The organism is Brevundimonas sp. M20 (genome assembly GCF_006547065.1).
In the GTDB taxonomy this organism is placed as follows: domain Bacteria; phylum Pseudomonadota; class Alphaproteobacteria; order Caulobacterales; family Caulobacteraceae; genus Brevundimonas.
This window is the reverse complement of record NZ_CP041243.1, coordinates 1,035,891-1,054,769: the sequence shown is the minus strand read 5'-3', so window position 1 is coordinate 1,054,769 and position 18,879 is coordinate 1,035,891. Positions and strand designations below refer to the sequence as shown.

The 18,879-nt window shown below is 67.1% G+C and carries 18 protein-coding genes; 5 read left to right on the top strand and 13 right to left on the bottom strand.

All coding sequences use genetic code 11. The features are described from left to right. Positions 1 to 3 precede the first annotated feature (3 nt). From FKQ52_RS05040 to FKQ52_RS05030, 3 genes are read right to left on the bottom strand one after another with little or no spacing between them, the layout of a single operon-like run. Complete coding sequence (locus FKQ52_RS05040) at positions 4 to 1,419, bottom strand: MBOAT family protein (RefSeq protein ID WP_141626169.1); 1,416 nt, start codon at positions 1,417 to 1,419, stop codon at positions 4 to 6. Next, on the bottom strand, positions 1,419 to 2,696 hold the full coding sequence (locus tag FKQ52_RS05035; protein WP_141626168.1) for a GDSL-type esterase/lipase family protein: 1,278 nt from the start codon (positions 2,694 to 2,696) through the stop codon (positions 1,419 to 1,421). The genes FKQ52_RS05040 and FKQ52_RS05035 overlap by 1 nt, the downstream gene beginning before the upstream one ends. A gap of 2 nt (positions 2,697 to 2,698) precedes the next feature. After that, a complete protein-coding gene (locus FKQ52_RS05030) occupies positions 2,699 to 3,568 on the bottom strand; it encodes a DUF459 domain-containing protein (protein WP_141626167.1) in 870 nt (289 codons plus the stop codon). A gap of 210 nt (positions 3,569 to 3,778) precedes the next feature. On the opposite strand from FKQ52_RS05030, the gene FKQ52_RS05025 reads away from it, so the two are divergent. Next, a complete protein-coding gene (locus FKQ52_RS05025) occupies positions 3,779 to 4,525 on the top strand; it encodes an ankyrin repeat domain-containing protein (protein WP_168196796.1) in 747 nt (248 codons plus the stop codon). Positions 4,526 to 4,552: 27 nt separating this feature from the next. On the opposite strand, the gene FKQ52_RS05020 is transcribed toward FKQ52_RS05025, so the two are convergent. Further along, positions 4,553 to 4,966, bottom strand: coding sequence for a DUF2177 family protein (locus FKQ52_RS05020; protein ID WP_141626165.1), 414 nt, complete (start codon positions 4,964 to 4,966; stop codon positions 4,553 to 4,555). A gap of 10 nt (positions 4,967 to 4,976) precedes the next feature. Beyond that, the gene (locus FKQ52_RS05015) at positions 4,977 to 6,002 is read right to left on the bottom strand and encodes a cyclopropane-fatty-acyl-phospholipid synthase family protein (RefSeq protein ID WP_141628239.1); all 1,026 of its coding nucleotides are present in this window, start codon (positions 6,000 to 6,002) and stop codon (positions 4,977 to 4,979) included. 414 nt (positions 6,003 to 6,416) lie between these two features. On the opposite strand from FKQ52_RS05015, the gene FKQ52_RS05010 reads away from it, so the two are divergent. The 4 genes from FKQ52_RS05010 to FKQ52_RS16385 all read left to right on the top strand — a co-directional run bounded on the left by FKQ52_RS05010 (position 6,417) and on the right by FKQ52_RS16385 (position 9,191). Further along, complete coding sequence (locus tag FKQ52_RS05010) at positions 6,417 to 7,121, top strand: CoA transferase subunit A (RefSeq protein ID WP_141626164.1); 705 nt, start codon at positions 6,417 to 6,419, stop codon at positions 7,119 to 7,121. Positions 7,122 to 7,169: 48 nt separating this feature from the next. Beyond that, entirely contained in the window at positions 7,170 to 7,544 is a 375-nt protein-coding gene (locus tag FKQ52_RS05005; protein ID WP_141626163.1) for a four helix bundle protein, read from the top strand. Between the two features lie 60 nt (positions 7,545 to 7,604). Beyond that, entirely contained in the window at positions 7,605 to 8,258 is a 654-nt protein-coding gene (locus tag FKQ52_RS05000) for a 3-oxoacid CoA-transferase subunit B (RefSeq protein ID WP_141626162.1), read from the top strand. 87 nt (positions 8,259 to 8,345) lie between these two features. Continuing rightward, positions 8,346 to 9,191 carry a toxic anion resistance protein gene (locus FKQ52_RS16385; RefSeq protein WP_168196795.1) on the top strand — a complete coding sequence of 282 codons (846 nt, stop codon included), beginning with the start codon at positions 8,346 to 8,348 and terminating at the stop codon, positions 9,189 to 9,191. A gap of 62 nt (positions 9,192 to 9,253) precedes the next feature. On the opposite strand, the gene FKQ52_RS04985 is transcribed toward FKQ52_RS16385, so the two are convergent. From FKQ52_RS04985 to flgK, 8 genes are all read right to left on the bottom strand, one after another. Next, on the bottom strand, positions 9,254 to 9,874 hold the full coding sequence (locus FKQ52_RS04985) for an ABC-type transport auxiliary lipoprotein family protein (RefSeq protein WP_240811745.1): 621 nt from the start codon (positions 9,872 to 9,874) through the stop codon (positions 9,254 to 9,256). After that, positions 9,871 to 10,809, bottom strand: a complete 939-nt coding sequence (locus FKQ52_RS04980) for an MlaD family protein (RefSeq protein WP_141626161.1) — start codon at positions 10,807 to 10,809, stop codon at positions 9,871 to 9,873. Before FKQ52_RS04980 ends, FKQ52_RS04985 begins: the two co-directional genes overlap by 4 nt. A 13-nt stretch (positions 10,810 to 10,822) precedes the next feature. Further along, positions 10,823 to 11,620, bottom strand: a complete 798-nt coding sequence (locus FKQ52_RS04975) for an ABC transporter ATP-binding protein (protein WP_141626160.1) — start codon at positions 11,618 to 11,620, stop codon at positions 10,823 to 10,825. Beyond that, complete coding sequence (locus tag FKQ52_RS04970; protein ID WP_141626159.1) at positions 11,617 to 12,732, bottom strand: MlaE family lipid ABC transporter permease subunit; 1,116 nt, start codon at positions 12,730 to 12,732, stop codon at positions 11,617 to 11,619. The genes FKQ52_RS04975 and FKQ52_RS04970 overlap by 4 nt, the downstream gene beginning before the upstream one ends. A 117-nt stretch (positions 12,733 to 12,849) precedes the next feature. Next, the gene (locus FKQ52_RS04965) at positions 12,850 to 14,280 is read right to left on the bottom strand and encodes a UdgX family uracil-DNA binding protein (RefSeq protein ID WP_141626158.1); all 1,431 of its coding nucleotides are present in this window, start codon (positions 14,278 to 14,280) and stop codon (positions 12,850 to 12,852) included. Further along, the gene (locus tag FKQ52_RS04960; RefSeq protein WP_141626157.1) at positions 14,280 to 15,521 is read right to left on the bottom strand and encodes a putative DNA modification/repair radical SAM protein; all 1,242 of its coding nucleotides are present in this window, start codon (positions 15,519 to 15,521) and stop codon (positions 14,280 to 14,282) included. Before FKQ52_RS04960 ends, FKQ52_RS04965 begins: the two co-directional genes overlap by 1 nt. Before the next feature lie 64 nt (positions 15,522 to 15,585). Then, positions 15,586 to 16,512 carry a flagellin gene (locus tag FKQ52_RS04955; protein ID WP_141626156.1) on the bottom strand — a complete coding sequence of 309 codons (927 nt, stop codon included), beginning with the start codon at positions 16,510 to 16,512 and terminating at the stop codon, positions 15,586 to 15,588. Beyond that, the gene (flgK, locus tag FKQ52_RS04950; protein WP_141626155.1) at positions 16,512 to 18,629 is read right to left on the bottom strand and encodes a flagellar hook-associated protein FlgK; all 2,118 of its coding nucleotides are present in this window, start codon (positions 18,627 to 18,629) and stop codon (positions 16,512 to 16,514) included. The genes FKQ52_RS04955 and flgK overlap by 1 nt, the downstream gene beginning before the upstream one ends. Between the last annotated feature and the right edge of the window lie 250 nt (positions 18,630 to 18,879).

Genomic DNA, 18,879 nt, shown 5'->3' with positions numbered 1-18,879 from the left:
GCCTCAGAACTGGAAATAGATGAAGGGCGCCACGCCCTCGGGCCGCACGGCCTCGACCAGCAGGATGGCGATCCCGACCAGCACGCCCAGCGTGATCGACGGCGCCGCCTTCAGCCGCTCGGCCACGCCCTCGACCGCGCGCGGCGGCAGCCAGTGCATCGCCAGCCCGCCCATGATCAGCACCAGCAACAGCGGCGTCAGCATCGTCACCGGCCCGATCCGGCCCAGCCCGGCCAGCATCCCCATCGCCAGATCGAAGGTCTCGGCCCGGAACAGGATCCAGCCCAGACAGACGATGTGGAAGGTGATCAGAACCCCGACCGCCGTCGGCATCATCTTGCGGTCCCCGAACACCGAACGGCCCAGACGCTCGACCACCTGCACCCCGCCGTGCAGCGCGCCCCACGCCAGGAAAGTCCACGCCGCCCCGTGCCACAGGCCGCCCAGCAGCATGGTGATGAAGACGTTCAGGCATGACCGGATCAGCCCCTTGCGACCCCCGCCCAGCGGCACATACAGATAGTCGCGCAGCCAGCTGGACAGGCTGATGTGCCACCGCCGCCAGAAGTCCTGCATCGAACTGGCCCGGTACGGCTGGTCGAAATTGCGCGGGAACGAATAGCCCAGCAGGGCCGCGATCCCGATCGCCATGTCCGAATAGGCCGAGAAGTCGCAGTAGATCTGCACCGCATAGCCATAGACCGCCGCCGCGATGTCGATCCCCGAATGCGCCGACGGATCGAAGAAGACCGGATCGACCAGATTCACCGACAGCTCGGACGCGATCACCGTCTTCTTGAACAGACCCCAGCAGATCAGCAGCAGGCCATGCGTCGCCATCTCCCGCGTCAGCCGCGGCGACCGCTCGAACTGGGGCAGCAGGTCCGACGCCCGCACGATGGGTCCGGCCACCAGATGCGGGAAGAAGCTCATCAGCAGCATGACATCCAGCAGGCTCTTCGCCGGCGGCGTCTTCCCGCGATGCACGTCCACGACATAGCTGATGCCCTGGAAGGTGAAGAACGAGATCCCCACCGGCAGCACGATCTCCAGCAGCGGCAGGTCCCGCTCCCAGCCGAACTGCGCCAGCAGATCGCCCGCCTGCTCCACGAAGAAGCCGTAGTATTTGAAGAAGCCGAGGATCAGCAGGTTCACCGCCACGCCCAGCCCGACCAGCCAGCCGCGTTTCGCCTCGACGCCGTCCCGCTCCATCTTGCGCGCGATCAGCGCCGCTATGGCCCAGTTCAGGACCGCCGACAGGATCAGCAGGCCGACGAACCGCCAGTCCCACTGGGCGTAGAAGAACCAGCTGGCCAGCAGCAGGAACAGCTTGCGCCGCCCGTTCTCGCGATCCAGAGACCAGGTGGTGAAATAGACGAACAGGAAGAAGACGCCGAAGGCGAGCGTGGGAAACAGCACTACTCCACGCCCCCCTGCCCAAGGGACTGTCCTGCCTTCCAGCGGTCATAGGCGGCCATCAGGTCGCCCGACAGGATGCCGCCGATCCAGTCGGCCCCCGCGCTCGTGAAATGCACCCGGTCGCCGCGCATCAGGGGCTCGGCCCCCAGCGCCAGACGATCCGCCGAACAGTCTCCCCCCATCCGTCCGTGCCAGTCCCAGAACGCAACGCCCAGATCGGCGGCGACCCGGCGTTGCACATCCCGGACCACCGCCAGCTTCGGCGGCGGCGCCCGCATCCCGTCGGCGCTGCAACCGCCCGTCACGCCGCCGCGCAGCCCGTCCGGCGCGCCCAGCAGCATCAGCGCCGCCCCCGGCGCCAGCCGCCGCATCCGCGCGATCTGCCCGCGCAGCAGCGCCTCATACGCCGCGCCGTCCAGCCCGTCGTCGAATCCATCATTGACGCCGTAAGCCAGCACGATCAGGTCTGGCCGCCAGGCGCCCAGTTCCGCCGCCACGGTCGCCTCGTCCCGCGCCGCCAGATCGCGCAGGCTGGCCCCGACCCGTCCCAGATTGGACACCGTCACGCCCCGCGCCGCGCCGGTCAGACGCACCGAGTCGATCACCGCCCCGTCGCCGCCCGCCACCAGCCGCACCGACCGCGTCGGCGCGGGCAGGATCATCTCGCGACAGACCGCGTCACCGCCCCGGCCAAGGTCCAGTTCGCGGCCCACGCCGCCCGCCTCGACCGACAGCACCGATCCGTTGGCCGCTCCGCGCCCGCAGACGCCCAGCACCGTCGCCTCGACGCCCGGCTCCAGATCGAAGCCCATCACCGCGTCCCGCGTGCCCGTCGCCCGCGTCCCCGCCAGACCGGTGCGCGGCGTCGGCGTCCCGGCCGGAGGCTGCAACGGCGCGTTCTCCATCACCCAGCCGCGCTGGCCCACCGTCACCTGATAGGGCGCATAGCCCTCATACGGGACGCCCGGCGGCAGCACGCCCCGCCCCGCCCGTCCGAACCGCCGTTGCAGGTCGACCCGCAGCTTGCCCGTGATCCGGTCGCCCGCCGTGTGACTGTCACCGATCTGCAGGATGTGGACAGGCCGGTCCCGCGTGCCCGCCTCCGTCGCCGCCAGCGCCTCGAACACGCCATCCAGCGCGTCCGGCCGGCACAGCCCGCCCGGACAGACCCCCACACCGGGCTCAGGCGTCGTCTGCGCCACATACGGCGTCTGCGCCACGACCGGAGCCGCAACCGCCATCAGCACCGCGATCAGCGCGCCCTGCGCCGCTTTCATGGTCAGTTCGCTGGCGCGGTCAAGCCCGCATCGCGTTTCAGCCGCTCGGCCACCGGCGCGCTCATCCGCAGATACCCGGCCATCGACATATGGATGCCGTCGTTGGCCCGCATCAGCGTCCGCCGTCCCGCGTCGTTCGGCAGATAGGCTTCGTACCCGCCGTCGGCGTTCGAGGTCAGGGCCGTTGTTTCGATATAGGGCACGCCCAGCGCCCGCATCCGCGCCGACACCACCTCATTGATCAGGGCCATCCGCCCGTCAAAGCTCTCACGCTTCATGCGCGGCAGGCCGACCCAGTACACCGCCACGTCGCGGCTACGCAGCAGCGCGACCAGATCATCCACCCGCTTCGCATAGGCGGCCTTCCAGCCCTCGGTGCCGAAGGCGTGGACCGTGCCGTCCAGCTCGATCCCCTGCGCGTCATTGGTCCCGAACAGCACCACGGCCACGTCCACCGGCTGCTCGTCCAGCTGGCCGCGCGTCCTGGCTTGGATGTCCACATAGTCGTAGCGGCTCAGGCCGGTGGAGACCTGCGAGAACTTGGTCACACTGACGTTCGGCTGGCCGTGCAGGTCGCGGTACAGGCCCGCGTACAGGCCGTCGGCCATCGAGTCCCCGAACACGCCGATGCGCAGCTGCCCCTTGGCCAGACGCTCGCTCAGCGGCGTCACAGCGGCGACGGGGGCGGAAACAGCGGCAGCCACGACCGGCGCGGCCTCCCCTTCGGCGGACGGCGGCGCCTCGGCCGAGGCCTGTCCGCCCAGCAGGAGGGTCGGACGGCGCATCCATTCGCGCCCGTCAGGCGTCAGCGCCAGCCCCGCGACCACGCCGACCAGAAACACACCCGTCAATGCATTGATGCCGAACTTCAACGCTTCGTCCCCCGGAACGCCTACCAGACGCCTTTTACCCTATCGGCGGTCTCCCGCCACCGCACGCCCGTGTGAAGCGAAGAAAAAGGTTAACCCCTGTCACGAAAGTCCGCGCCTTTGAGGAGCTCCGGTTGGTACGTGGCGGCTGGATAAATGGCGCACGACACGCCAAAGCTTGTTGGGATGATCACTGACAGGACCCGCCACAGGATGAAAACGACACTTCTCACCCTGCTCGTCGCGGGCCTCATCGGCGTGGGTGGAGACGGTCGAGCACAAGCCGCTGTGGAGACCGTTAACGGCGCGGGCCCGCCCCCTTTTCGCTCACCGGCGATGATCGCTCTGGGCAATGCAGCCTGTGCAGGCGAGAGCGATGCGATTCGCCGTAGTCTTGCCGACGGAGCCGCCGTGGACGGTGAGGGCGAGGCCGGGATTACCCCGCTCCTTTGGGCTTTGCGCTGTCGATCCATCGAAGGCGTCCGTGCACTTCTAGACGCCGGAGCGGACCCGGACATGGTGATCAACGGAATCCCGACAGTGATTTTCGCTACACGATTGGAGAACGTTGAGTTCCTGTCTGCCTTCCTGGAACATGGAGCGAACCCCAATACCTCGTACGATGCGACGTGGTCGTCTCTGCTGGACGTGGCGTTGTTGCATGGCATCAACGGACGCGGCTGGGACCACTGGGACTTGCTGCTGCGTTCGGGCGTGGACGTAAACCTGCCCACCCAAAGTCGCCAGACGACGGCGATGAAGGCGGTCCGGGCCACCCACTATGATCGAGCGATCGAATTGCTTGAACGTGGGTACCACTATGATCTGCCGGAGCTCCGCAGGATCGCGACCTCAACGATCGCCATCGCCAGAAGCAGGGGCGATCCGACCACGCGACTTCGCCTCGTTGCATTGTTGGATGAGCGTATCAGCCACCCCTTGGACAGCCCCGGACCTTGAGCGTCTAGATCGTCGCGCCGCTGAACCTCAGCCCCACTTCGCCTGCGCCCACGACGCCACGAAATAGCCGACGGTGGCGCAGGTCCCGGTCAGCACGGTCCCCCAGGCCAGATCGATCAGCGTCAGCTTCATCGACCAGTTGGCCAGCGTCGCCTGGTTGGTCAGGTCGTAGGTGGCGTAGCAGACGAACCCCAGCGCGGCGCCGTTGATCAGCGCCCTTGTCCAGTTCCCCTCCTTCAGCGCCGGGGCGATGGCCAGAAACACCGTCGCGCCGATGGAGATCAGATAGAAGGCCACCGCCGCGACCATGTTCGGCTTGTCGGCGAGGATCGGCCCCAGCACCGGCTTGTACAGCCGCTCCGTCATCGTCGTCAGCCACACCGCGTCTATCGCCGCGAAGGTCAGCCCCGCGCCCAGATAGGCGAACAGATACTTCAGCATCGCTCTCTCCTCAGGCCGGCTTCAGCCGGTAGTGGGTCACGTCCCAGGTCTTGCCGCCGTCGTTCCCGAACAGGCCCGCCGTCGCCATGTAGAACCGCCGCCAGCGCCGCCGCCACAGTTCGGCGTCCGCGCCATAGGTCTCGCGCATCAGCTCCATCACCCGGTCGGACTGCGCGTCCATGTTCTTCAGCCAGTCATCGGCGGTGCGTTTGTAGTTCACCCCGTTCCAGGTCCACTGCTGCTCCACCTCGAACAGGTCCGGGAACTCCCGCATCAGCCCCCGGCTGGGCATCACCCCGCCGGTGAAGAAATGCTGGGCGATGAAATCGCCGCTGTCGGTGTGGTCGAACCGGTAGGGCGCGTCCCGGTGGGTGAAGATGTGCACGAACATCCGGCCGTCCGCCTTCAGCCAGCCCTTCGCCCGGGTCAGCAGCGCCCGCCAATTGGCCATGTGCTCGAACATCTCGACCGAGACGATCCGGTCGAACACCGCGTCCGTCTGGAAGTCGTTCATGTCACAGGTGATGACCGTCAGATTGGTCAGCCCCCGCGCCTTCGCCTCGGCCTCTATATGACCGCGCTGGCCGTGGCTGTTCGACACCGCCGTGATCCGGCTGTCCGGATAGCGCTCGGCCATCCACAGGCTCAGCGAACCCCAGCCGCAACCCAGCTCCAGCACCGACTGCCCATCCGCCAGACCGGCGTTCAGACAGGTGGTGGCCAGCGCCACCTCCTCCGCCTGATCCAGCGTCGTCGTAGGATTGGGATAAAGGCAGCAGGAATACTTCAGCCGCTTGCCCAGACAGATCCGGAAAAACTCGGGCGGCAGTTCATAGTGCTGGTCGTTGGCCGCGTCCGTGTGCTCGGCGATGGCCCGCTCGGCCATCTGTCGGGCGAAGGCGGCCTGATCGTGCGGCCCCTCCCGGTCCAGACGTCTGCGCGCCTCATTGACCAGACTGTCGATGGCGGGCCGTGTGACGAAATCCGGGAACGGCGCGTCCTGCAGATGGCGAATGGCGACATTGGCGATGTTCATGCCCTGCATACGCACAAGACCGCTCATCGGATGCGCCACGCCCTTCGCTTCCGCGACCAACGGCGACACGACCAATTCTGACGCATCGGCCTGCTAGATTAAGCTCGGACGCCCCGGCTCAACTGATAGACGATCACCCGGATAATATTCCGCCCTCCTCCAACCCCCAATTCCCTCAAACCCCCGCCACCACTGGATTTCCGCCCGATCAGCCCCATAGACGACATAGACGGGATAGACGGCATAGACGGTGTATTTGCATCGTCTCCACCGTCTCACCCGTCCCGGTTTTCGGCCCCCGCTCCGCTGATCACCGAAAAGGCTGATCGGCCACACTTGCCCCGCCCGCCCCCTCGCGTTAGGGACGAACCAAGGTCGCCGATATTCATCAGGCGATGAAAATATGAGGAAGCGATGCGGAAGATCTTTCCCGACGTAGCGTCCGCGCTGGACGGCCTGACCTTTGACGGCATGACCGTCATGTCCGGCGGTTTCGGCCTGTGCGGCATTCCCGAGAAGCTGATCGCGGGCCTGCGCGACTCGGGCGTGAAGGGGATCACCGTCATCTCCAACAACGCCGGCGTCGACGGCTTCGGTCTCGGCCAACTGCTGGAGACCAGGCAGATCGCCAGGATGATCTCGTCCTACGTCGGCGAGAACAAGGAGTTCGAGCGCCAGTACCTGGCCGGCGAGCTCCAGCTGGAGTTCAACCCGCAGGGCACCCTGGCCGAGCGCATACGCGCGGGCGGCGCGGGCATCCCCGCCTTCTTCACCGCCACCGGCGTCGGCACCCTCGTCGCCGAGGGCAAGGAAGTGCGCAACTTCAACGGCCGCGACTACGTCATGGAGACCGGCCTCGTCGCCGACCTCGCCATCGTCAAGGCGTGGAAGGCCGATGGCCGCGGCAATCTCCAGTTCCGCAAGACGGCCCGCAACTTCAATCCGATGATGGCCACGGCGGGCAAGGTGACGGTTGTGGAGGTCGAGCATATCGTCCCCACCGGCTCGCTGGACCCCGACCACATCCACACCCCGGGCATCTACGTCGACCGCATCGTCCTCACCGAGTCCGAGAAGCGCATCGAACAGAGGACAGTGCGACAGCGCGAAGCCGTCTAGCAGGGGGTAGGGTGTCGGGTGTGGGGTGTGGGGTGTGGGGTGTATGAAATGAATAAGCCACTCTCATCCTACCGCGAGCTGGGCGTCTGGCGAGATGGGATCGCCCTTGTGAAGGCCTGCTACCTGATCACCCAACGCTTCCCAAAGGACGAACTGTTCGGTCTGACATCGCAAATCAGGCGGTCCGCAGTGTCTGTTCCCGCGAATATCGCCGAAGGATACGGTCGGGGGAGCCGCAGGGACTACGTCAGACACCTGATGATCGCTCAGGGTTCGCTGAAAGAGCTGGAGACACATCCCATCATCGCCGCCGAAGTGGATTGCGGCCCAAAGACAGACATCGAGCCGATCCTGACACGTTGCGACCAACTGGGTCGCGGCCTCGGCGCCCTTATCCGCTCGCTTCGAGCAAAAGACGACTGACACCCCGACGCCCGACACCCGACACCCGACACCCCCATTCCCCACAACCCGGATAACCCAATGGCCCGCACTCGCGAACAACTCGCCGCCCGCGCCGCCCGCGAACTTCAGGACGGCTTTTACGTGAACCTGGGCATCGGCATCCCGACGCTGGTCGCCAACTACATCCCGCACGGCATGGAGGTCACCCTCCAGTCCGAGAACGGCATGCTCGGCATGGGTCCCTTCCCTTATGAGGACGAGGTCGATCCGGACCTGATCAATGCGGGCAAGCAGACCATCACCGCCATCCCCGAGAGCAGCTATTTCAGCTCCTCGGACAGCTTCGCCATGATCCGCGGCGGCCACATCAACCTGTCCATCCTGGGCGCCATGGAAGTGGCCGAGAACGGCGACATCGCCAACTGGATGATCCCGGGCAAGCTGGTGAAGGGCATGGGCGGCGCCATGGACCTCGTCGCCGGGGTCAAGCGCGTGGTCGTGGTCATGGATCACGCCAACAAGCACGGCCAGTCCAAGGTGCTGAAATCCTGCACCCTTCCCCTGACCGGCACGGGCGTGGTCAGCCGCATCATCACCGACCTGTGCGTCTTCGACGTCAAGCCGAACGGCGCCGGTCTGGAACTGATCGAACTGGCCGACGGCGTCACCCTCGACGAGGTCGCCGCGAAGACCGAGGCCACCTACACCGTTGCCGACAGCCTGAAGGCGTAGTTAACCTTTCACCCGGCGGGTCGCCCGCGCTCAATCAGCCTTTGCGGCGTAGCGCAATCAAAGAACCCGCGGGGTGGGAGTATCGAGATGGCTGACGGGTCTTATCGCCGACAGGGCAATGCGCCTGCGCCGGACGCCGCACAGGTTGAGGCGGTCCATGACGCCTGGCAGGACGATCAGGCCCACGCCTTCGCCGAGCCCGCTCGCGCCTCTGCGGTCGAGAAGATCGAGCGCGCCCTGGCCGCCGCCCGCACCGGCGACCTGACCGAGGCCCACGCCCAGCTGACCCACGCCCGCTCCGTGCTGGAGGGCCTGCGGCCGGAGGCTCTGGAGCCCCGCCGGGGTCTGGCGGGCCTGTTCGACAGCCGGGGCCGCCGCCTCAAGACCTTCCGCGCCGCCTACACCCGCGCCGCCGCCACGGTGGACGAGGTAGGGCGCGAACTGGCGGGCTGGATCGAGGGCGTCGGCCGCCGCTCGACCGCGCTGGACACCATCTGGGCCGAGGCGCGCGACGCCGTGGTCGAGCTCGACGCGCACCTCGCCGCCGCCGCCCGTCGTCTGACCGGCCATTTGCCCGCGCAGGACGAGCCGCCCCACCCGCTGGCGGCGCGCAAGGCCACGCTCGACGCCTGCCGCGACGCCGCCGTCGCCGCCCTGCCCCTGATCCGCAACACCCAGAACACCGACGTCCGCTTCGCCGACCTGCTCAAGCCCTGCGCCGAGGGCGCCGTCGCCTGGCGCGACGACTGGAAGGAGGCGCTGGGTCTTTCAGGGCGCAAGCCCAGAAAGGTCCGCCCGGACCGCGAGCGCCTGCTGCGCCTGCGCGACGACCTCCTCGCCCGCATCGACCGCGCCCTGAAAGGCATCACCGCCGCCCGCGACCGCCGCGCCGACATCGAGGCCCGACTGGCGGGCGTCCGGAACGGGCTTTAGGTGACGATCCTGCCGATCCGCACCAGCGCCCCGCTGGGGTCGCTGACCTGGCTGATCGTCCGTTAGCCCGCCGGGACGTTCCGGGCGTTCCGGTCCGTCCACTCCACGATCTGGGTGTTCAGATCGCGGCTGGCCTCGTCGAAGGCGCTGATGATGGCGCCGACGCGGTTCTCGGCGGCGGGCTTCTCGACCAGGAAGACCTGCTCGGCCGTCACCGACCGGTCCTCGGCGTTCAGCAGCCTGACGCGGGTGATGATGGTCGCCACCGGCGCCGCGCCCGGCGAGGCGTAGCGCGCCTCGAAGGTCCGCACATCGATGTCCAGCGCCTGTCCCGAGCGGGTCAGCTCACGCGGCCCGACCAGACGCACCCGTTCGGCCTGGGCGGCGAAGGCGCTCTCCAGCGCATCACTGAACAGGACGTCCGCCGAACTGACCCAGCGCGCGCCCTTGATATAGGCCGCCTCCGTCCCGGTGACGCCGAGGATGCGATCCCCGCGCACCGCCTGGGCGAACTCGGCGCGGCGCATGACGACCTGCACCCCGGCCACCGATCGCTCATTCTGCCCCATGGGCAGGTTGCCGAAGCGGTACAGCTGGACCGGCTCGGGCGTCGACAGCAGCGAGCATCCGCCCAGCAGGGCCACGGCGGCGACCGCGGCGGCGACCTTCAGAATACGCGTCACGGCTGGACCTCCATTTCACGGCTTTCGGGACGGGCGATGAAGTCGCGCGGGCTCGAGCGCACATCGTCGATCAGGGACTGCAGCGAGCGAATGGCGTCGTCCAGCTCGTTGATGGTCTGCTGCAGTTGCGGCAGGCCTGTCGCGGCGAACTCGCCCAGCGGCTGTTCGAGGTTGGTCGCGGACCGGTTGATCGACGCCGCCGCCGCCTTGGCTTCCTCCGCCGCGCTGTTGACGTTGGCGACCGCGCGCGCGCCGTCACCCTCGACCAGCAGTCGGGTGCTGGTGGCCAGCCGCTCGTACTCCGCGACGGCCGAGTTGGCGCGGGTCAGGGCCTGCTCCAGCTGTTCGAACATGCTCTTGCGGGCTTCCAGCTCGCTGGTCAGGGACTCGATGTTCTTCAGGCTGGTCGAGAAGCTGCGGACGTTGTCGTCGGACAGCACCCGGTTGATCCGGTTCAACGCATCCACCGTCTGGGCCAGCACCGTGCCGGAGCCGGACAGCAGTTCCGCGATCGGCGACGGCTGGCTCTGGATCACCGGATAGACGTTGTCCGGATACTGATCCTTGAGGATGGCGCTGTTCGGATCGCCCGCCGTGATCTGGATATAGTTCAGACCCGTGATGCCCTGCGGCTCCAGCTGGGCGCGACTGGTCACCCGCACCGGCGTGTTGGCGTCCACGCGGATGCGCGCGATGACCTGGTCGCCCTTGTTCGGGTCCAGGTTCAGGTCCGTGACCTCGCCGACGCGGATGCCGTTGAAATGCACCTCCCCGCCTTCCGACAGCCCGCGCACAGGCCCGTAGAAGACGATGTCATAGATGTCGTACTCGTTGTTGAACTGGAGGCGGGCCAGCCAGATCGTGAACACGGCCAGCGCCGCCAGTAGGGCGACGGTGGCGATGCCGACGGCGGCGTAGTGGGCGTCTCTTTCCATTGTCCGGCTCTCCTCAAGCCGCCTTGTGGACGGCGCGACCGCGCGGTCCGAGGAAGTATTCCCTGATCCAGGGATGGTCGGATGTCTCAAGCTCCTGCACGGAGGCCTTGGCCACCACATGCTTGTCCGCCAGCACCGCCACCTTGTCGGTGATGGCGTAGAGGCTGTCGAGGTCGTGGGTGATCATGAAAACCGTCAGGCCCAGATCGTCGGACAGCTGTCGGATCAGATCGTCAAAGGCCGCTGCGCCGATGGGGTCCAGCCCCGCCGTCGGCTCGTCGAGGAACAGCAGCTCCGGGTCCAGCGCCAGGGCCCGGGCCAGCCCGACCCGCTTGCGCATGCCGCCCGAAAGTTCCGCCGGCTTCAGGTGGTGCGACTCCGGCTTCAGCCCGACCATGGCGATCTTCATCTCCGCCAGTTCGCGGATCACGTCGCGTGGCAGCCGGGTGTGCTCCACCAGCGGCGAAGCGACATTGTCGATCACGCTCAGGGACGAGAACAGGGCGCCCTGCTGGAACAGGATGCCGGTCCGGCGTTCGACGTCCGCCTCCTGCGCCTTGGTCATGGCCGAACGGTCGTGGCCCAGAAGGCTGATGGTCCCGCCCTCGGGCTCCTTGAGGCCGATGATGGTGTTCAGCAGCACCGTCTTGCCGGTGCCCGAACCGCCCACGACCCCCAGCACCTCGCCCCGCTCGACATCGAGGTTCAGGTCCTCATGGATCACACGCTCGCCGAACTGGCTCAGCAGGCCGCGCACCTCGATCAGCTTCTCGGGCGCCTTGGGGAAGGTCGGGATATGCGGAGCCGTCATATGTTCAGCTCCAGGAAGATGAGCGCGAAGACGGCGTCCAGCGAGATGATGGCGAAGATGGCCTGCACCACCGCCGCCGTGACGCGACGCCCCAGGCTCTCGACGTCGCCGGCCACCGCCATGCCCTGGCGGCAGCCGATGGCGGCGATGACGATGGCGAACACCGGCGCCTTGATCATCCCGACCATCAGATGGTTGCCCATCATCGGGTCTTCGCTGATGCGCTGGATGAAGAAGGTGGGGCCGTAGCTGAGCTGACTCCACGTCACCAGCAGGCCGCCGAACAGGCCCGAAATGATGCCGATGAAGGTCAGGATCGGCATCATCGCCAGCATGGCCGCCAGACGCGGAATGACCAGCGCCTGGAACGGGTTGACCCCCATCACCTGCATGGCGTCGACTTCCTGGTTCATTCGCATCGAGCCGATCTCGGCGGCGAACGACGAGGCCGAACGGCCAGCCAGCAGGATGGCCGTGATCAGCACCGCCAGTTCGCGCAGGGTCGCCACCGCGACCAGTTGCACGGTGAACACCCCGGCCCCGAACTGGGTCAGCAGATTGGCCCCCAGGAAGGCGATGACCGCGCCGATGAAGAAGTTGGTGACGGCCACGATCGGAATGGCGTCCAGGCCAGCGCGCTCGCCCTGACTGAACCAGGCCGGCCAGCGGATCTGGTTCCAATGCTTGACGGTCGAACCGGTCGCCACGACCAGTCGTCCGAGGAAGGCCATCGACAGGGTGGTCTCGGCGCCGACGTCATGAACCCCGCGCCCGACCTTGGCGAAGCCGCGGATCCAGCCTGCCGACTGCTTCGGCGGCCCGGCGCTTTCGCGCTCCAGCTTCTCGATCATCGCATAGGTGCGACCGGCTTCGGGCCGCGCGGTCCAGGCTCCATCGGGCAGTTTGACGTGTCCGGCCTGAATGATCGCCAACGCGCCCGCGGTGTCGAACCGCCCCAGTCCAGACAGGTCGACCGCGGCGATGTCACGTCCATGCAGTTGATCATCAAGGCGGCGCGACACACGACCCAGCTCGGTCGCGGTCCAGTCGCCGGTCAGACGCAGGGTCAGGCCCGGCCCGCCGTCATCAATCTGGAAGTCCGCTGCAGCCATGCCCCTACCTAAAACGCCCCGTCCCGGATGCCTATCGCCGTCCACGGCAAAGCTGCTCTACATATCACAACGCAACGCAGCCGTATTCGTTCAGCCACGGTTTCAAACGTTTACGCTTCAAAGCAGTCGTTGGACCATCTTCAGGTCCGCGACGAAGCGCTCTCGCGCCACCGCCGCCGCCTCGCGATCCGGAAGACGCAGCAGATACGAAGGATGAACAGTCAGCAAGGCCGTCGCGTCGGGCAGCGGGATCGCCCGCCCCCGCGCCTTCATCACCTCCGGCTTGCGGCCCATCACGCCCTGCGCGGCCGTCCCGCCCAGCATCAGGATCACCTTCGGCTTCACCAGCGACCGCTCCGCGTCCAGCCACCAGCGGCAGGCGGTGATCTCGCTGGTCGTCGGGGTCTGGTGAATGCGCCGCTTGCCGCGCGGCGTATGCTTGAAGTGGCGAACGGCGTTGGTGACGAAGGCGTCGTCGCGGTCGATCCCCGCCTCGGCCAGCGCCGCGTCCAGGACCTGCCCAGCCGGGCCGACGAAGGGTTTGCCCGCCAGATCCTCCTGATCGCCGGGCTGCTCGCCGACGATCATCAGCCGCGCCGGCCTCGCCCCCTGCCCGCACACGCCCTGCGTCGCATCGCGCCACAACGGGCAACGACGGCAGGCCTGCACCGCCTGCCCCAGCTCCTCCAGACTGGACGGCGTAAAACCTTCCTCGAACGCCCGATCCCGGTTCAGGCGCGACAAGGTCTTGGCCAGACGCGGGTTGGGTTCGGGTGCAGGCGCGGCCACCATCGCCGCCTCCCGCGCCGCCGCGGATGCGATCAGGTCCGGGATCAGCGCCGCCTCGGGCAGGTTGGCCCAGTATCGCTTGGGCATCTCGCCCTGCATGGTCTTCGTCTTGAGCCGGGCAGGATTGAAGGTCGAGGCGTAATAGGTCTTCCAGAAGTCCTCGATTTCATCCTCGGCGGGCGCCATGTCGCGCGTGGCGGGCGGACCGAAGGTCATGTGCCGCGTATCCCAGTGCGCCTGCCCGTCGGGTGTCAGGATTGACCAGCGCATCGTGGTGAACCGGCGGGCGAAGAAAGGCGCCGTCCGCTCCAGCACCCGATGCGCGGGCTCGAACCAGCTGATCCAGTGCTCATCCCCCTCCTCTTCCGCCAACCGGAAGCGGACAAAGGCCTTCATCTTGTGGCTGGCCCGGCTGACGTTCTTCGCTCTTTCAAAGGCGTCGGCGACGTCGCGGTCAGAGACCACCCTGATCAGGTCCGGCTCCCGCTCCAGCCGCCACAGGAGGCGATAGAGCAGATCGAACCGGTCCTCGGACCGATGCAGGATCACCGCCTGCGCCAGTTCGACGAAGGCGCGAGGGACCGGAAACTGCGCGCCCTGCCCTCCATCCTGCGGCTCCAGCTCGTCAAACAGCCCGCCGTCGTCACGCCCGACCCGAAACGCGGCCTCACCCGGCCGCACGCCCGCCGACCGGAACGCCCGCGCCGCCTTGCGCCAACCATCGAAGTCAGTCTCGCTGTCCAGCGTCGCGACGCGCATCAGAACAGGCTCAGCTGTTTCGGCGCCGGGTCCGGCGAGATGCGGGCCCGAAGGTCCGCCGCATCCGTCAATCCGCCCGGCGTCCAGTCCAGCGCGCTGATGAAGGGCCGCACCTTGTCGATCCCCCGGCACAGACGGGCGATGTCCTCCAGCCGCAGGGTGCGATAGCGGCGAACAGAAATCATCCGGTCCACCGACTTCACCCCCAACCCGGGCACGCGCAACAGCATCTCGCGCGAGGCCGTGTTCACATCGACCGGGAAATGCTCCCGGCGGTTCAGCGCCCAGGCCAGCTTGGGGTCGATGGCCAGATCAAGCATGCCGCCGACCGTCGCCTCGCCGATCTCGGGCGGACTGAAGCCGTAAAACCGCATCAGCCAGTCCGCCTGATACAGCCGATGCTCGCGCATCAACGGCGGCTTTTGCAGCGGCAGGCTGGACGAGGCGTCAGGGATCGGGCTGAAGGCGGAATAATAGACCCGGCGCAGGCCATAGCCGCCGTACAGCGAGGCCGAACGGTCGATGATCTCCGTGTCCGGAGCGCCGTCCGCGCCGACGATCAACTGGGTCGACTGGCCCGCCGGCGCGAATTTCGGCGGCTTGATCCGGTCGCGCTTCTCCGGCTTCGCGGCTTCGACGCCCAGACGCACCTGCCCCATCGCCTTCTTGATGACTCCGACGTCCTTCTGCGGGGCCAGTCGTTGCAAGGCCTCGTCGCGCGGCAGTTCGATATTGGCCGACAGCCGATCAGCATAAAGCCCCGCCATCTCCACCAGCTTCGGGTCCGCCTCCGGGATCAGCTTCAGATGGATGTAGCCGCGAAAGCCGTGCACCTCCCTCAGCGTCTTCGCCACCAGGACCAGCTGCTCCATCGTATAGTCGCCGGACCGGATGATCCCCGACGACAGGAACAGGCCCTCGATGTAGTTCCGGCGATAGAAGTTCAGCGTCAGGTCCACGACCTCCTGCACATTGAACCGCGCCCTAGGCACATTCGAACTCGCCCGATTGATGCAGTAGGCGCAGTCGTAGATGCAGAAGTTGGTCAGCAGGATCTTCAGCAGGGAAACGCATCGGCCGTCCGGTGTGTAGGCGTGGCAGATGCCCATGCCTTCGGTCGAGCCCAGCCCCTTGCTGTCCGACGAGTCCCGCTTCGACGTCCCGGACGACGCGCAACTGGCGTCATACTTGGCCGCGTCAGCGAGGACCGAGAGCTTTTGCCGGAGATCGAGTTGCGCCATTTGTTCTCACTATGTTCCATAGCGAGAATGCCTGTCCAGCGTGGCCGTTGCTGATTTTCCGGATTTAACTCAGGAAGTTGAGCAGCGAGACCTGTCTGAGCTGGTTGATCACCTGCGCCGAGGCCTCGATGGCGATCTGGGACAGCTGAAGGTCCGTCACCGCCTTGGCCATGTCCGCGTCGGTGCGGTTCGAGACCAGCTCCGACAATGACTCGATCTGGGCCTTGTGCCCCTTGGTGATGTTCTCGACCTGATTGGCCAGCGAGCCGGTCGTGGCGCCCTTGTCGATCACCCCCTGCCCCGCCGTTTCCAGCCGGGTCAGCTGGGCCGCCAGAAAGGCCTTCTGCGTCTCGTTCAGCTTGCCGGTCAGGGGACCGTTGGGGCCCGTGCTGTAGTTCTGGATGTCCCGCAGGACCTCCATCACATCCGTACCGACGTCATTGGCGAGGAAGCCCGTCTCCAGCGTCGTACCCTCGGCGACGCGGCTGGCCGTCTTCAGGCTGTCGTTGTTGAAGATGGAGGCGACGCTGGGCGCCGCGGCCAGTTCAGTCAGGTTGGTGACGTCCACCGGCTGGGTGTTCACCTGCGTGCCCGCGAACAGATAGCCGCCCTGATGGCGCATATTCAGGCCGCCGCGGATGGTCTGGAACTGGCCTTCCAGCTCCAGCATCAGCGAGGTCGCCGAGTCCGAGGCCAAGGCGTTGCCGATGGTCGCGCGCGCGGCCTCGACCCCGTCGCTGATCTGGGTCAGCGCCAGATCCTGGGTGGTCAGCCGCGCGGTGACCGCATCGGACGTATCCAGAAAGCCCTGCAGCCGGCTCTGCGCGCCCTTCAGGGCGGTCAGGGTCTCGGACTGGCGGCCGAAGCCGGTCAGGTCGGTGGCGTTCTTCTGGGTGGATACCCGTTCCTGCGCCTCCGCCGCCCGGGTCTGGGCGGACATGAGGTCGAGCAGGGCCGACTGGTAGTTACCGAAGGTCGCGACGCGGTTCATCAGACCATCCCCAGAAGCGTATCGTACATATCCCTGGCCGCCTGAATGAGGCGGGCCGAGGCGTTGAAGGCCTGCTGGTAGGTGGTCATCAGCACCAGCTCCTCATCCAGATTGACGCCCTCATAGGCGCTGCGGCGGGCGGTCGCCTCGCTGTAGAGCGCGGCGGAGGATTCCTTGGTATTCTTCGCCGCCGTCGCCTTGCCGCCGATCTCGCCGGCCAGTTCGGACGCGTAGCGCGAGACCGAAATGGAGCCGCCGGACGAACCGCCCGCAGCCTGAAAATTGGCGCTGCGCTCACCGGCGTCCGCCAGCAGCAGGGCGCCGCGACCGTCACCGGAACTGAGCGCCGGCGTGCCTGCCGCGGCGGCAAGGTTCAGTTGGGCCAGCGCCAGCTTCGACGGGTTCTGACGGATGTCCGTTCGCAGCGAGAAGCCGTCCGCCCGCGAGGCGCGAACCCCGGCGCCGATACCGAACATCTCGCTGGCGGACACGCCGGACGGGATCTGGACCGTGTTGTCGTTCAACACCGTCATCTTCGGCGCGGAGCTGTTGAAGGCGCTGAAGCTCAGCGAACCGTCCGCGGCCAGCGAGAAGGCGCCGTAGGCTCCTACCCCGGTCGATGGACTGTTCAGGGCGTTCAGCAGATCGCCCACCGTCCCGCCCGGCGGCACCGCCACCTCGATGTCCCGGATCCGCGAGCCGGTCTCGCTGCTGAAGCGGAACGTCATGGTCTCGCCGGCGGTGAAGCCGTGCGGCGAGGCCAGGGTCAGGCCGGTGTCATACAGCGCCGGACGATCCGTCGAGATCAGGTCGTTCAGGCCGAAGTAGTGGGAGAAGCCGCGCCCCGCCTTGTTCGACGGTGTCGTCGCGTCATCGGCGATGGCGATGCCGTTGGCGCTGTTGCTTGCCACGATCGACAGCTTGCCATCCACGAACTGCGCCGTGGCCGCCCCGCCCAGCTGGGTGTTCAGCGTCGCCAGGAAGGTGGTCGGGTCGGCGGCGACGCCGTTCACCGTCATCGTCGCGCCGCTGAAGACGATGTCGACCCGCTGCTGGATTACGCCCGCGCTGTTGGTCACCGCGATGGTGGTCTGGCCGGTGAAGCCCGCTATGGCGCTCTCGAGCGACTGTCCGACATTGCGACCGTCCAACCGGTTCGGCGCCGGCACCGAGGCGTTGGCGTTGTGGGCGCGGTTCAGCTCGTCGGCGACATGGGTGATCAGTTCCGCCAGACGGGCGGAGGCGGCGGGCGCCTCGACATCGCGCAGCTCGACCAGCCCCTTGATCTCGCCCGAGTTTACGCTGTCGAGCAGCGACATTTTCGAGCCGCCCGGCTCATTGATCCAGATGTCGTTGAAGGCGGTCTGGCCGGTCACCGTGCCCGCGCGTTGGTAGGACAGCGTCGCCGCGCCCTCCCCCGCCAGCGAGGCGCCGTTGCCGGTGCGGATCGAGATGCCGCCGATGCTGCGCGCCGTGACCTTGATGTCCATCAGCTCGGCCAGCTGACTGACCAGAGCCGCCTGCGCCGTCTCGGCTCCGGAGGCATCGGCGTTGACGACCTTGGCCCGCGAAATCTCGACGTTCAGAGCCTCGATCTGGCCCAGCAGGTCGTTGGCCTTTTCAACCGCGCTCTGGATGCGCCCGTCGGCGTCCTCGCGCACAGCCTGAATCTGGGTGGCGATCCGCGCGGCTTCGTCGAACAGCGCCTGTGTCTTGAACAGGGCGTCCTGACGACGGGGCGAGGACGTCGGGTCCTCGGCGCTGGAGGCGAAGGCGGAGAAGACGCCGTCCACCTGCGAGAAGAAACCGGTCGTGCCGCCCGGATCGCCGAACAGCGACTGGATGCGATCATACAGCTCGTACTTCACGCCCTGACGGGCCGCCTCGGCGCCGGCGTTGAAGCTGGCGGCCTGAAGAAAGCGGTCGGTGGCCAGCCGGATGCGCGTGACTTCAACGCCGCTGCCGACACCCTGGCTGGACAGCGACACCTGATCGGCGACCTTGCGGACATAGCCGGGCGTGTTGACGTTCGCGACGTTGTCCGAGACGACGCGCAATTGAGTCTGCGCCGCGATCAGGCCGGTATTGGCGTTGTTCAGGATGCTGGTCACCGACATGCGCGGACCTCCATCGAACGGGCGCCCGGCAAGGTCTGCCAGCCGCCACGCGCTTTTTGCCCGGCAGGCCGTTCAAGCCCGCCGGGCAAGTCCTTGATTTCACGCAAGATCGCGTTTCGCGCCTGTGTCATGACCGGCAAGGGGCGCAAACGGCGGGCCAAACGCCGGGACATGGCCGGGCGGTCAACGGCGCCGGGCAAGATTCGTCGGCACGCGGCAAGTTTGGACCGTCAGGGCAGAGCCTGACCGG